Origin of the sequence: Sciscionella marina DSM 45152 (assembly GCF_000379465.1) — a bacterium.
Classification (GTDB): Bacteria; Actinomycetota; Actinomycetes; order Mycobacteriales; family Pseudonocardiaceae; genus Sciscionella; species Sciscionella marina.
In genome coordinates, this window is the sequence record NZ_KB905398.1 from 59,617 (window position 1) to 72,841 (window position 13,225).

The 13,225-nt window shown below is 67.4% G+C and carries 10 protein-coding genes; 6 read left to right on the forward strand and 4 right to left on the reverse strand.

Annotated features, from left to right (window positions below):
• Positions 1-4: 4 nt before the first annotated feature.
• From A37U_RS0123240 to A37U_RS0123250, 3 genes are read right to left on the reverse strand one after another with little or no spacing between them, the layout of a single operon-like run.
• Complete coding sequence (locus A37U_RS0123240) at positions 5-2,011, reverse strand: S9 family peptidase (protein WP_020499075.1); 2,007 nt, start codon at positions 2,009-2,011, stop codon at positions 5-7.
• A 47-nt stretch (positions 2,012-2,058) separates the two neighbouring features.
• Entirely contained in the window at positions 2,059-4,119 is a 2,061-nt protein-coding gene (locus tag A37U_RS0123245) for a prolyl oligopeptidase family serine peptidase (RefSeq protein WP_020499076.1), read from the reverse strand.
• Between the two features lie 53 nt (positions 4,120-4,172).
• A complete protein-coding gene (locus A37U_RS0123250; protein ID WP_338055044.1) occupies positions 4,173-5,492 on the reverse strand; it encodes an NAD(P)/FAD-dependent oxidoreductase in 1,320 nt (439 codons plus the stop codon).
• A gap of 573 nt (positions 5,493-6,065) precedes the next feature.
• On the opposite strand from A37U_RS0123250, the gene A37U_RS0123260 reads away from it, so the two are divergent.
• The 4 genes from A37U_RS0123260 (at position 6,066) to A37U_RS0123275 (ending at position 11,151) form a co-directional block, all read left to right on the forward strand.
• Entirely contained in the window at positions 6,066-7,022 is a 957-nt protein-coding gene (locus tag A37U_RS0123260; protein ID WP_026197518.1) for an ABC transporter permease, read from the forward strand.
• Between the two features lie 6 nt (positions 7,023-7,028).
• Positions 7,029-7,892 carry an ABC transporter permease gene (locus A37U_RS0123265; protein WP_020499080.1) on the forward strand — a complete coding sequence of 288 codons (864 nt, stop codon included), beginning with the start codon at positions 7,029-7,031 and terminating at the stop codon, positions 7,890-7,892.
• The gene (locus A37U_RS0123270; RefSeq protein ID WP_020499081.1) at positions 7,889-9,802 is read left to right on the forward strand and encodes a dipeptide ABC transporter ATP-binding protein; all 1,914 of its coding nucleotides are present in this window, start codon (positions 7,889-7,891) and stop codon (positions 9,800-9,802) included. The genes A37U_RS0123265 and A37U_RS0123270 overlap by 4 nt, the downstream gene beginning before the upstream one ends.
• Before the next feature lie 125 nt (positions 9,803-9,927).
• Positions 9,928-11,151 (forward strand): PucR family transcriptional regulator, encoded by a 1,224-nt coding sequence (locus tag A37U_RS0123275; RefSeq protein ID WP_020499082.1) that lies wholly within the window; start codon positions 9,928-9,930, stop codon positions 11,149-11,151.
• Here the strand turns inward: A37U_RS0123275 and A37U_RS49985 are convergent.
• On the reverse strand, positions 11,040-11,921 hold the full coding sequence (locus tag A37U_RS49985) for an amino acid permease (protein ID WP_083933765.1): 882 nt from the start codon (positions 11,919-11,921) through the stop codon (positions 11,040-11,042). The genes A37U_RS0123275 and A37U_RS49985 overlap by 112 nt on opposite strands.
• 39 nt (positions 11,922-11,960) lie before the next feature.
• Here A37U_RS49985 and A37U_RS49990 point away from each other — a divergent pair, with 39 nt between their 5' ends.
• Positions 11,961-12,548, forward strand: coding sequence for an IS5 family transposase (locus tag A37U_RS49990; RefSeq protein ID WP_276142182.1), 588 nt, complete (start codon positions 11,961-11,963; stop codon positions 12,546-12,548).
• Positions 12,443-12,736 (forward strand): DUF6283 family protein, encoded by a 294-nt coding sequence (locus A37U_RS54980; RefSeq protein ID WP_020499083.1) that lies wholly within the window; start codon positions 12,443-12,445, stop codon positions 12,734-12,736. The genes A37U_RS49990 and A37U_RS54980 overlap by 106 nt, the downstream gene beginning before the upstream one ends.
• The last annotated feature ends 489 nt before the right edge of the window (positions 12,737-13,225 follow it).

Here is a 13,225-nt window from a genome sequence, read left to right on the forward strand (position 1 = left end):
GTCGTCACCTCTTCGCCGGCATGTGGCTGGACAGCCAGGCCATCAACCGGGCGCTATAGTCGAAAAACGTGGGCATCGTCCGGACACCGTGCCCCTCTTCGGGATAGGTGACCAGCACACTGTCCACCCCGGCGAGCCGCAGCCCATGGTGGAATTCCAGCGCCTGCGCGGGGTGACTGATCTTGTCCTTCGCGCCGCACACGCTGAGGGTCGGAGTGCGCACCCGGTCCAAGTAGTGGATCGGGCTCCTGCTGAAGTACCGCCCGGTCGGATTGTCGGGCCGATCGTCGAGGAAAAGGTCGCAGAACGTCGGAACGTTGCCGGTGAAGCGGTCGCTCACCCAGTTGGACGTCGGCGCCACGGGTATCGACGCCGCGAAACGTTGGTCCTGGGTCGTCAGCCAGCAGCTCATGTAGCCCCCGTAGCTGGCGCCGGTGACGGCGATGCGGTTCCCGTCGATGACGCCGGCCGCTTCCAGCGCGTCGAGGCCCGAGAGGTAATCCTGGGTGTCGGCGCCGCCCATATCCCCGTACACGCGACGGGCGAAGTGCTGCCCGCCACCCATCGAGCCGCGCGGGTTCGGTTGGAAGAGCGCGTAGCCCGAGGCGAGTGCCAGCTGCGCGAACGCGGATCGGCCGACATACGACGGTGGCGTGTAGAAGACCGGACCGCCGTGAATCTGCATCACCACCGGGTGCGGGCCTTGGCCCGGCGGCGTGAGCAGCCATCCGTGGATCTCCAGGCCGTCCGGAGCGCTCCAGCTGACATCGCGCGCGGAGCCGAGCGAGGACACCGACGCGGTGGTCTGCTCGGTGCCGAGGCGGCGGACCTCGCGCTCCTGGCCGCCCTCGAACGCGATCAGCGCCGGTGGCTCGAAGAAGGATTCGGCGACGAAAAGGACGTCATCGGGATGGCGCCCGAGCGGAGCGATCTCCGGGAAGATCGTGCCCGAGATGGTGCGCTCACGCCCGCGCCACAGCTCCCGGCTGGACCCGACTTTGGTGTCGAGCAGGCCCAGCAGAGTGTCCGGACCACGCAGTGCGGTGAACAGCAGGTGCTGTTCCCCGCGCCAGAACGGATGCACGACGTCGGCGTTCAGCGTCTCCGGGCAGGTGACGGCTCCGCTGATGACGTCGATCAGCCGGATATCGCCGGCGGTGATGTCGCGATCACTGCACACTGCCTCCACGACCGCGATCGTCGCGCCGGACGGGGCGGCGGCGAGCCCGGCGAGCTGGTCTTTCGGGCGGAACAGCACGCAAGCAGCACCGGTATCCAGCTCAATCAACCGCAGATCGGCCTCGTACCAGGCGTTTTCCTCGGGTTGGTCCGAGCAGATGGCAGCGATCCGGCGCGGGCCGCACCAGACACCGCGCCAGATGTTGAGCCCGCACGGCGTCAGCTGGCGCACACGATCGGTGGTCAGCTCGTAAACCCAGAGCGTCCGCCATGGCTCGCTGTCGGCCACCCCTTCCACGACTGGCATCCAGGACGGCCGGTCGGCGTCGACGGCCTCGACCGCCACGGCGCCCTGGATGCCGGCCAGATCGGAGCCGAAGCCCGCCACCCCGAGCAGGATGGACTTGCCGTCGGAAGACCACTCCACCGACTCGATGAAACCTTCGGGCGCGGGAGTCGGCCGATCGGTACCGGTTTCCATATCGAAGATGCGTAATCCGCCGGCATCGGCCTCCCGGTCGGAGAGGTAGGCGATCAGCCGGCCATCGGGCGACCAGTTGGGCTCGGTGTCCGATCCCGGACCCTCGGTGAGCACATCGAGTGCACCGGAAGCCAGGTCGATGAGGGTGAGCCGGGTCGAGGAGGTGCCGTCGCGCTTGAGCCCGCCGGCCAGCGCGTCGCACACCGCCGCGGCCGCAGCGGCGGTGCGCCCGTCCGGGCTCAGCGCGAGTTGGTTCACGGTGGTGACAAGTCCCGAGGCAGGACGGAGCCAGGCGGCCGTGACCTCCTCGGCGCGCTGGAACTCGGGGTGCTCTCGAATGTCTGCTGCCACGCTTTACCTTTCCTCACGATCCGATGCTCTGCCTGACCCGGTTCTTCTCAGCTCAGCGGTCCCTTGGCAATGAGGCCCACCTGATCCATCACGAACGCCAGCCATTCCGCGGTGTATTCGGCCTCGTGGCCGCCGGCTGGCTCGTGGCCGGTGTTGGGCCACACGCGCAAGTGCACGGGCCGCGTACCGGCGTTGGCCTCCTCGATCCGCGCGGTGAACTTCCGGCCCTGGAAGGGACGGCAGATGCTGTCCACGGTGCCGAACACCTGGAAGACCGCGGGATACTCCACGTCGTCGGCAATGTTGTGGTAGGGCGACCAGCCGATGATGCGCCGGGCGTCCTCGGGGTTGGTCGGATCGCCCCAATCCTCGGAGACGATGTTGCGGACCCAGGCGGTCTCCGGGACCACCGGCAGGACCTCCATCATGTCGTAGATCGCGACGAGCGGGGCGACCACGCGCCACAGATGCGGCTGGAAGACGACGGCCGCGCCGGCCACCATGCCGCCATTGCTGAGCCCGTGGAAGGCCGTCCGGTCGGCGGCGGTCACCCCATCGGCGATCATGGTCTCGACGATGGCTTCGAGGTCGTGGAAGGTATTGACCTTGTTCTCGCAGCGACCGCCGTCGTACCACGCCCGGCCGTACTCGCCGCCGCCGCGCAGCGAGGCCAGCACGAAGATGCCGCCCGCCTCGATGAAGGGCAGGAAGATCGTCGGAAAGGTGGGCAGGAACGAGGTGTTGAAGCCACCGTAGGCGAACACTAGCGCCGGCTGGGGTGTGCTCAGGTCGAGATCCTCGCGGTGGACCATGGTGTAGGGCACCCGGACACCGTCCCGGCTGAGGGCGAACCGTGACTCGGTGACCACGCCGGTGAGCCGGTGCTGGGTACCGCGGATCTCGCGGAGATCACCGGTCTCCGAGTCGTGCAGCAGCACCCGTTCCGAGCTGGTGAACGTCTCGTGAGTGAAGGTGAAGACGTCGGTCAGCGGCCGGATGGTGCGCTCGTAGTTCAGCGACGGGGTGGAACCGGGGTTCTCCAGCGGCAGGGTCTGCAGGAGATTGCCGTCGAGGTCGAACACGCGAATCCGCACCGACACGTCGACCAGGTCGCCGACGTAGATGCGGCCGGCGACCACACCGGCCCAGGAGACGAACCCCTCGCTCTCGGGCACCAACTCGCGCCAGGTGGTGACGTCCTGCGAGGTCTCGGCCGGGATCTCGACGATCCGGCCGGGCGAGAGGACGCTGTTCACCCTGGCCACGTAGGTGCCACCGTCGACCCAGGTGCCGTCGCAGTCACCGTCCCAGCCCTCAGGCACGAACGGGCGCACCGCGAGGGTCTCCAAGTCGAGCAGCACGAGCGCGACGTGCTCGTGTGGTTCCGCGACGGCCACGGCCCAGCGGCCATCGGGCGAGATGTGCGGCGTCAGCCCGCCGTGGATCGAGGGAACCAGATCACCGGCCAGCACCACGTCGTCGCGTTTCTGGGCGCCGTCGGCTACCGGCACGAAGCGGAGCCGGTGGGTCCCGTTGTCGTCGCGGTCGTTCATCCAGAAGCCGCTCTCGTCGGGCAGCCAGCCGGGTCGCGCCTCGGTGTAGAGAATGACGCTCATCTCGACCAGCCGCTCCCCTGTGGCGGTCGCGTAGGCGACGAGCCGACCCCGCTGCTCTCCGTTCACCAGCCAGCCGACAGCGACATAGGAACCATTCGGCGACGCCTCGAACATGAACAGCTCGGCGTAGGCTTCGGGTTCACCGAGTTCGGCGGCGAAGGAACGGGCTGAGGCGACGAGGTGGCCCTGCCCTCCGGGCTCGGTGGAAGCACGGAGCACATCGCCATCTTCCTTGACCCGCTCGAACCACCACCGCCCGCGTTTTCGCGGCGGGACGGTGGCGCTCGCCGCCTGACCCTGCGGCAGATCGCTCAGCTGTGACAACCGGTCCCGTACCGGCAGATAGTTGGGTGAGGCCAATGCGGTTTCGTGGGCCAGCCGGTCCCGCTCCCACTGCCAGTCGAGGGCCTTCTTGGTGTCCTCCTGTAAGTGCGGAAAACGGTCCTCGAAGGTGACCCCTCCGACGGTTTTCAGGGTGGGTCTGGCTTGCATGTCCTGGCTCCTGCGCTGGGTGGGGAGAGTGTCTGCTGCGTCCGGCACGTGGGTCAGCCCATCACGTTGCCGGCTGTCGACGAGGGTTCGCGCAGGCGCGAATAGCAACCAAGATTCAAGACGACGCCGGTCCTGGGGAGGGTGTACTCGACCGGCCGCAGGTCGTGCTCCGCGCCCGACTCGCTGGCCGAGACGATAGCGTGCAGGAAGCCGCCGACGACCGGTGCGTTCTTGAACTGGTTCCCGCTGGTTCCGATCGCGACGTAGTAGCCATCCACGCTCGTGCGGTCGTAGATCGGCGCCCAGTCGGTGCTGACGTCGTAGACCCCGGCGATTCCGCGGACCGCGCCCGGCACCCGGACGTCGGGGAGTCGGCGAGCCGCTCGGTATGTCTGCGCCTCGTAGACCGAGCGGCTCGGATTCATCGCGTAATCGTCCGCGTCATCGAGCCACACCAGCGGGTCACAGTCGGGCTCCGCACCGCCGACGAGCAACTTTCCCGAGGGCGTGCGCCGGAAGTAGATCCCGAGGTCGAGATCGGCCACCAGCGGGTGCTCTCGGCCGTCGCCCGGCAGCTCGTGGACCTCCTGCCGCAGCGGCCTGGTGCTGATCCGGAACTCATCCAGCACGCCCGCCATCTCGTTGACCGCCGAGGAATGCGGTCCGGCGGCGTTGACGAGGACCGCGCAGCCGATGCTGCCCTCGGCTGTCCGCACGCCGGTTACCCGTCCGTCGCGGATGTCGATGCCCATAACCGTCTGGCCGAGGAGGAACTCCGCCCCGTTCCGCTGGGCGGCGACCATCAGGTTGTGTGCCGCGAACGCGGGGTCGTCGACGAATCCGGCATCCGGGGTCCAGGTGCCGCTGAGCTCGCCGTCCGGATCGTCCCAGAACCGCTCACTCGTCACGGGCTTGTGCGGATAGTGCCGCGCGGGCTCGATGCCCGGGGTGCGTTCGCGAATCTGCTCGGCGGTCCAGCGCTCATAAGGGACACCGATCTCGTCGAAAACCGCGCAGGTCGCTTCGTGATCAAGGGATGGGGCGTCCAGGAAGAGAGCACCGGTGCGATGGAAGCGCGCGAGAAGCCCGTCGTCCGTGCCGCCGAGGTGCTCTTCCCACTCGCGCCATGCATGGTGCGATTCCCACGCCGCGGCGACGCCGGCGAAGGTCGAGTAGTTGAAGCGCACCGCCGCGGAAGAGGCGCTCGTAGAACCCATCCCGGGCCCCTTCGCGCGGTCGAGGACGAGCACCTTCCGGCCGGCCTTGGCGAACTCGTAGGCGATGGAGCAACCGATCACCCCAGCGCCGATGATGACCACTTCGCGTGCCGAACTCATCTCGTGCCACTCCTCTGACGATTGCGGATTTCCCAAACGTTAGCGCCGGAGGCAGGCGCCGGGCACAGACACTTGTCTCGTCTCCCAGCCCTCGGTCGCGACATCTGCCGAACGTTCAGCACCAGTTCTTCACGCGCGTGAAGAACTGGTCGCCATCAGTCCTCGGCCAGGGTTCTCCGGTCATGTCGGTACTGCTTGTACGCCTTGCCGGAATCGTGTGGGCGCGTCGTTGTACAGGTTGGTCACCGATGTGGAACAGCCCGCGGCGGCGGCCACGCAGCGGGACACACTCGTCAACCCGTGCACTACGGATGCATCATTTATCCGCCGAAGAGCGCGGTGGCATACACGTCGCGATCCGGCTGTCGAAAGCGCCGCATCCGCTCTGGTCGGCCCGCTCGAATCCGTCCCAGATCGATGCCCGGCGGTACCCGGATATCCTCAACTGGCTGAGCCCGTGGTGAAAAGCCGCGACATTCGTCGATACGTAGCGGGCGCCTCGCTCGCAGATACTGGTCGCCGCACAGCACACCCGGGGTCCTCTCCGGCCGACGCGGAACACAATCCAGACGGTTCCGAAAGCTTCTTACCTGAGGAAGCAGGTCACCCGTGACGATTGCGCTTTTCCTGCTCAGGCGACTAGGTGGGATGGTTGTCCTGCTGCTCGTATTGAGCTTGCTGGTATTCGGCCTCTTGGCGCTGAGTCCGGTATCCGAGCTGACGACATTGCTAGGTACCCAGCCCTCGACGCCGGAAGCCGTCCAGGCCATTACGGCGGAATACCATCTCAACGATCCCTTCCTGGTGCAGTACTGGCACTGGCTGGTCGATGCGCTGCATGGCAATTTCGGGCAATCGATTCAGTCCGGCGAGCCGGTCGGTAGCGTGATCGTCTCGCACCTGCCGGTCACCCTCGAACTGGCCCTCTACGCCGGCCTGCTGGTCCTGGTACTGGGCGTTCCCGTCGGTATGGCCGCGGGCATCCGGCGGGGGCGGGTCTTCGACCGCGGGGTCTCCGGGCTGACGATCGTCGGGATGAGCGCACCCGGGTTCAGCCTCGGCATCCTGCTGATCTACGTCTTCGGGGTCGCGCTCAACTGGTTTCCCGTGTTCGGGCCGGGCGGGGACCAGGCCGCGGATCGCGTGGCGCACCTGACCCTGCCCTCGATCGCGCTGGCCGCCGGCCTGATCGCCCTGATCGTGCGGCAGACCCGGGCCGCGACGATGCACGTGATGGAGCAGGACTACGTCACCTTCGCCCGTGCCCGCGGGATCAGCCGACCCCGGATCATGGTGTCCTACGCACTGCGCAACACCGGCCTGCCGATCGTGACCGCCGCCGGGCTGCAGCTGATCGTGGCCATCTCCGGCACGGTCCTGGTGGAGAGCGTCTTCTCGATTCCCGGCGCGGGGCAGCTGATGGTGCAGTCCATCCAGTCGGCCGACATCCCGGTGGTCCAGGGCCTGTCGTTCTTCGTCGCGCTGCTGGTGATGGTGGTCAACCTCATCGTCGACGTGGCCGTCCTGATCATCGATCCGCGCACCCGCGCAGCAGCGAGAGGATAACCAGACATGATTGCTGCCAACGTGACGGCCGAGCTCGGCGGGCGCCGCGGTGCCCGCCGCCGGATACCGGTGCTCCCGCTGCTGTGTGGTCTCGTTCTCCTGGTGGTGCTGGTCTGTGTTTTCGGCGGGACGGCGCTGGCCCCCGACGATCCGACCGCGCAGAACCCGTTGCTGAGCGTCTCCCCGCCCGGCGGCGGGCATCTGCTCGGCACCGACCAGCTCGGCCACGACGTGTTCTCCCTGCTGCTGGCCGGGACCTTCCCCTCGGTCGTCGGCCCGTTGGCGGTCGCGCTCGGCTGCTTGGGCATCGGCGCGGCGCTGGGCATGTCCGGCGCCTACTTCGGCGGCGTCACCGACACCATCGTTAACCGGTTCACCGACCTGGTCTACGCGCTGCCCGCGCTGCTGATCGCGATCGTGGTCCTCGGGGTCGTCGGCGGCGGCTACTGGCTCACCGCGGGAGTGCTGCTGTTCCTCTCGCTGCCCTACGAGATCCGGCTGTGCCGCAGCGCCGCGCTGGTGCAGGTCCGGCTGCACTACGTCGACGCCGCGCGAACCATCGGCATCTCGCCCGCGCGGAGCCTCTTCCGGCACGTGCTCCCGAACATCATGCCGACCGTGATCGCCACTTTCCTACTGGACTTCGTCAACGCGCTGATCAGCTTCGCCGCACTGAGTTACCTGGGATTCGGCGTGCAGCCGAGCAGCCCGAGCTGGGGCAGGATGCTCAGCCAGGGACAGTCCCTGATCACCCAGAACCCCTGGCTGTCGATCGCTCCGGCAGTACTGATCATCATCACCGGGGCGAGCGCGACGCTGCTCGGAGACTGGGCGTACGAACGACTGACGGCCGCTGGGGGGACCCGATGACGAACTTCACCACCTCGACGCAACTCGACGAGACCGAACGCGCCGTCGACGGCGCCACCATCCTGACCGTGAACGCGCTGCGCGTCACCGCGGGTGCCGCACCCGGCGGACGAACGCTGGTCAGCGAGGTCAGCTTTCAGCTCGGGCGCGGCGAGACCCTGGGCGTGGTCGGCGAGTCCGGCAGCGGCAAGTCATTGACCGCAAAGGCCGTGGTCGGCCTGCTCCCCGGCGGGCTGCGCGCACAGGGGTCGATCGATTTCGCTGGTCACCAGCTCATCGATGCCACCCACCGGACCTGGCGGACGCTGCGCGGGCCCCGGATCAGCCTGCTGCTGCAGGACCCGTTCACCATGCTCAATCCCCTGCAGACCGCCGGCACGCATCTGGCCGAATCCCTGCGGCGGGACAAGAGCCTGGACCGCGGCGCGCGACGCGCGGAGATCGCCCGGCGCCTGGGCGAGGTGGGCCTGGCGCCGGAGGTCGCCGACCAGTACCCGTTCCAGCTCTCCGGCGGAATGCGGCAACGGGTCGCACTCGCCGCCGCGCTCGCCCGCGACCCGGAGCTGCTGATCGCCGACGAGCCGACCACCGCGCTGGACGTCACCACCCAAGCCGAGGTCCTGCAGCTGCTCAAGGACATCCAGCGCCGTCGCGGGATGAGCCTGATGCTGATCACCCACGACCTGCGGGTGGCTTTCTCGATCTGCGACCGGGTGCAGGTGATGTACGCCGGCTTGCTGATGGAGCAGTCTCCGGCGGCGGTGCTGGCCACCGATCCCGGACATCCCTACAGCGCCGGGCTGCTGATCGCGGACCCACCGGTCACGCACTACGTGGCCGAGCTGACGGCGATTCCGGGCAGCGTGCCGCACGCGGAGGATGTCGTCGACACCTGCGCCTTCGCCGCCCGGTGCTCCTGGGTCAAGCCGGAGTGTACCGCCGCGAAACCGCCACTGGTCTCGGTTGGTCCGAGCCGGACCTCGGCCTGCCTCCGCCTGGACGAGATCCGGGAGGAGCTTCGCAGCACGCTCGACCGGATCGACGATCCGGCGCCCCCGCCGGCGCTGCCCGCGGCCGACAACGCCGTGGTCACGGTCACCGAGCTGCGCAAGACGTTCCACACGCGCAGGCTGGTCGGCAAGGCCCGGCACACCATGGCCCTCGACGGTGTCAACCTGCAGATCGCGCACGGGGAATCGGTGGGCGTGGTGGGCGAGACCGGTTCCGGGAAGACCACGATCGCCCGCTCGCTGCTCGGCCTGGTCACCCCTGATTCAGGGCAGATCAGCCTGGACGGCATGGACGTGAGCAACTACCGCCGCCTCAGCCGGCTCACCCGCCGCGAGGCCCGCCGGTTCGTGCAGATGGTCTTCCAGGACCCCTACACCTCGCTCAATCCCAGCCTGAGCATCGGGACGACACTGCGTGAGGTCCTGTCCGTCCGGGGTGATGTCACCGATCCGGGCGAGGAGGTCGCGAGCCTGCTCGGCCGGGTCGGGCTGCCGGCCTCCTATGCGCAGCGGCGTCCCGCGACGCTGTCCGGAGGCGAACGGCAGCGGGTCGCGATCGCTCGGGCCATCGCGTTGCGGCCCCGGCTGCTGGTCTGCGACGAGCCGGTCGCCGCGCTCGACGTCTCCGCTCAGGCCCAGGTGCTCGAACTGCTTCGCGACATCCGCCGCAGCGATGAGCTGAGCACGCTCTTCATCACTCATGATCTCTCCGTCGTGCGGCAGATGACCGACCGGATCATCGTGCTGTATCACGGGCAGATCGTCGAAGCCGGAGACACCGCGACCGTGCTGGACAACCCGCAGCACACCTATACGCAGCGGCTTCTCAAGGCCGCGCCCGGTGTGCTCAGTGGCGCCGATCATGCCGCGGACCCCGCGTGGGGCGAGGGCGAGGCATGACCCTGTCCGCCCCGGCCGCGACAGGGGCTCGCGAGATCTGCCGCGGCGAGGCCGCGCTCGGCACCCGAACAGCGGACCTCGGTCTGTGTCGACACGAAACGGTGGCGATTCCTACGATGCCCACCATGGCGTCCGACTTGCAGCGACTCGTCGACCATCTCGGCGCTCGGCTGCGTCGGTCGGTCGCCATTGATGATGCCCACATCCGGCTGCTCGCCTACACCGCGCACACCGGCGACGTGGACCGGGTGCGGGTCGAATCGATCATGCGCCGCAGCGTCTCACGCGAGCTGATCGCCTACATCAAGGCACACGGCGCTGGCCACGAAGGAAAGATGTTCACGCTGCCGGCCAGCTCGTCGCTCGGGTTGGATGTCGACCGGATCGGCATGCCGATCCGGTATCAGGGAAGCCCACTGGGCTACCTGTGGCTGATCGGTTCGGAGGGCCCGGTCGTCGACCAGGCCCTCGATGCGGTCAGCGAAGCGGCCGGGCAAGCCGCCCTGATCCTGCACGGTGAATTCCTCACCTTCGAGGTGGCCCGCGGCCGCGAACGTGAACTCGTCCGTGACCTGCTCTCCCCGGATGGCGAACTGCGCGCCGACGCGGCGGGCAGGCTCGTGGAGGAGGACATCGCCGTCGATGGCCCGGTCTCGGCGGTCGTCGCCGCGCCCACCCACAAGCCGGGACAGCCGCCGGGCGAGCAGGCGCGGCTGGCGTTGCAGATCGCCATGGACCACGGGCGACGGCGGTTGCCGCCGAAACACGCTCTCACGCTCAACCGGCCCGATCACTCCCTACTGCTGGTCACCTGGAGTGGTTCGGTCGCCGCGGCCGCGAAGTCGACCCAAGAGCTGGCGATGTCCGTGCACGAACGTCTCACCGTGGAACTCGGCGGGGACGAGGATCCCTCCTGCTGGGTCGGCACCGCGCAGACCCGGCCGAGCCTGGCCGAGGCATACCGCGCGTACCGGGAAGCGCGGAACGCGGCCGACATCGCGCAGATCACCGGTGTACTCGGCACGATCGTGTGCTACGACCGATTGGGCGTCTACGCCCTGTTCGCCAAGTTGCCACCGGAAGAACTTGCGGAGGGCATCCACGAGGGAATTCGCCCGCTGCTGGACGAAGCGTCGGGTCATCAGGACCTGATGGAAACACTGCAGTCCTACCTACACAACGCCGGGGACTCGCAGCGCACGTCGAGTCAGCTGCACATCCACCGGGCCACGCTCTATCAACGGCTTCGGCGGATCGAAAAACTCACCGGCCTCGATCTTTCCCGCGGCGACGATCGGCTCGCCGCCCACCTCAGCGTGAAGCTCGCGCGGCTGACTCGCCTGCTGTAGCGAGCCGGTCCGGAACTCGGCCTGAACACGGCCAGAACCGGCGCGCCACGCCGGTTCGTTCCGAGATATTGCTTGGGTGCTTGATGTTGTTCAGCGAGACCATAGAGCATCCTCGACGCTGCATACATGCTGGAGTTGAGGCACGACAGCACGGCGGTGAGAACGATAAGACTCATGACGACTCCCACCGCGGGTATTCCCAGTTGGGTCAACACGGCCGAATAGGGGCTGTCGGTCACTTGGCTGCTGTTCCAGGGAAGCAAGGTTACGACGACGAGAATCGAACCGATGTAGAACACCAATATCCGGAATATAACGCTGTTCATGGCTTTGCGTACGCTCCTGCCAGGATCCTTCGCCTCGCCGCCAGCGACAGCGGCGATCTCGGTGCCGAAGTACGAGAACAGGACGGCTGGTGCGGCGAACACGACGCCCGACCATCCCTCAGCAAAAAAGCCGCCTTGCGAGGTAAGATTCGAGAGCCCTGGCGTATCGAAGGACGGCACACCACCACAGAATGCGACGACCCCCAAGGCGATGAACGCGATGATAGCGGCGACCTTGATGGTGGAGAACCAGAACTCGAACTCCCCGTAAAATCGCACGCTCGCGACATTGACTGCCAGCATCGCGAGTGCGCATGCCAGCGCCGCCAGCCAGGCGGGAATCGGCGGGACTAGGGCGTGTTTCAATGTTTTGATCAGGTGAGATGCTGCTGATTTGGCGATGTGGGCGTGTCGTTGATCAAATGGGTGAGGTCTCCGGTAGATGGATCAACGACCAAGCTGATCGAGATTACCGGAGACCTCGTGGCCAGCGTAGCGGCGACGGGGCGAGCCGACCTCACCGACGCGCAGTGGGCGATCCTGGAACCGCTGCTGCCCGTGGGTAAGAAACCGGGTCGCCCACCGACGTGGACCAAACGGCAACTGATTAACGGGATCCGCTGGCGGGTGCGCGTTGGTTGTCCCTGGCGGGACATCCCAGCGGCGTATGGCTGCTGGCAGACCGTATATGGGCTGTTCCGGCGCTGGCAGCGTGCCGGATTCTGGGCGTTGATCGTGGCCGCGTTACAGACGCGGGCCGACGCCGTCGGCCTGATCACTTGGGAGGTGAGCGTCGACTCCACGATCAACCGGGCGCATCAGCACGCCGCCGGGGCGCGGACCCATCCAGACGCACAGAAGCAACCGCCCGGTGGGGTCGGTGAGCCCGAACCAGTCGACGGGACGCGAGCGAATACGCGAAGCTCCCTGGCTACGACGCTGAAACGATCGCGCAGCCGCCGCGGTTGTTCCTGTGTCATCTCACCGACCAGAACACGACGCGGCGTAGCTGCGCGGGCTGGGCTGGGTGCCACGACGGTGACGAGCTCCTGGCGCTCCGCGTGGCGGTGATTGAGGATCGTATCAGTGGGGAGACCGCGCGCCAGGTGGCCGAGTATCGCTCGCCGGTTCCGCTTTTCGCTTCGGGGGCAGAGGCCGCGGTCCATGGTCTTCGGGATATCGAACAACCGGGTGCGGACACGCTTCGTTCGATCGCGAAGATCAAACGGGTCCGTCCAGACCTCGAGTTCGATCCCTAAGAAGGCGAATCCACAGCGCAGAACACCCACTATCACGAGGCATAGGACGACTCCGGACACTCGGGAACGACACGCAGAAACTATCGTTGTCCGTCTGGGAGATGGGCGACAGCTGCTCGGGGCGCTGGCGACCATCTTCAGTGTGCGACGTGGTCCGGGATTGCCTGTGAGGCATCGGTCTGGTTTGGTTCCCCGGTTCTGCGAGCGAGTAGTCGCCAGCCGGTCATCGGGGTGCGGCCACGTTTGTCCCGTGGCCACGTGCTGATTTCGCCGAGTCCGTCCGGGATGATGCCGAGGATGTCCGCGGGCGCGAGCTNATCGATCGTCCAGCCGTCGTCGAACAGCTCGCGCAACCATTCTTCGCTGAGTCGGCCCAGATCCGGCGTGCGCGCCCCGGGGCCGGTCGGCGAAACAGAGCACCGCCACCCGGCCGCCGTGACGGCAGACTCGGCGCAGGACGTCCAGGTAGCGCCGTTGCGCTGGCGCGGG